Raw genomic sequence first — 1036 nt, 5'->3', positions numbered from 1 at the left:
CTGGACTCCGGCGGATTCAGCCAGATCAGGCAGAACGGCAAGTGGACGTTCACACCTGAGGAATACGTGCGCCGGGTGCGCTGGTACGCCTCCGAGATCGGAATGCCGGATTTCATCGCCCCCATGGACTGGATGTGCGAGCCCTGGGTCATCGCCGGCCGCAACCAGCACCTACCACGCAAGAACCCGCTCTACTGCCATGGAACCCGGGCGGCGCGAGGTGCCCCCCTGGAGGGCCCGGATGAGCCGTTCGACGACGCAGTAGGCAAGCACCTGCAGTGGACGGTCGAGAACTACATCCTGCTCTACAAGTTGTTCATGGAAGTGGACCCAGAACTCGCCGACAGGCTGATACCCGTCATCCAGGGCTGGTCCAAGCGGCAATATCGCCGGTGCTACCAGATGTACCTCGACGCTGGCATCGACCTTAAAGCACAGCGCATCGTCGGCCTCGGCTCGGTCTGCCGCCGCCAGGCGACCGACGAGATCGCCGACATCGTCTACATGTTCTTCGACCTAGGTCTCTCCTTGCACGGGTTCGGCGTCAAGACCGACGGCCTCGCCCTCTACGGGGAAGAGTTGATATCGGCCGACTCGCTGGCGTGGTCCCAGGGGGCGCGCTACGCAGCTCCTCTGCCAGGCCACGCCGAGCGCCACAAAAACTGCGCCAACTGCGCCGACTACGCCTTGGCCTGGTACCACCGCGTCTGCACCCGGATGCGCCAGGCGCATCGCCCTGAACGTCAACTCACCATGTTCTGAAATGAGGACAGAGGAGAGGGGAACTGGTGCGCGCCTCGCAGTAACGCTGCGGTGTGACGTCGAGCCGCACACCGGCTCCCATCCTGCAGTGAACGATCAGACGCGCACAGTAAATTTCCCTACGCCCCACGGCAAGCACCTGGGCGAGGTAGTCCGCGACCTTAACCCCGCGTCGCCGTACGGTGCGGGCATGTACTCGGTAACCCTGCGCCACAACTTCGAGTCGGCTCACCGCCTTCCGCACCTCGGAGGCAAATGCCAGAGTCTCCACGGG

Annotated in this window: 1 protein-coding gene; it reads left to right on the top strand. The window is 63.8% G+C overall.

What is annotated here, in order from left to right; translation table 11 throughout:
* Window positions 1-762 (top strand): hypothetical protein (locus AB0B89_RS36635; RefSeq protein WP_358562446.1); only part of this gene is annotated, 762 nt, incomplete at its 5' end.
* Window positions 763-1036: the final 274 nt, after the last annotated feature.

Source organism: Sphaerisporangium sp. NPDC049002 (assembly GCF_040649355.1).
Classification (GTDB): domain Bacteria; phylum Actinomycetota; class Actinomycetes; order Streptosporangiales; family Streptosporangiaceae; genus Sphaerisporangium.
The sequence above is the reverse complement of the archived record's forward strand: the minus strand, read 5'-3'. Positions and strand labels throughout refer to the sequence as shown.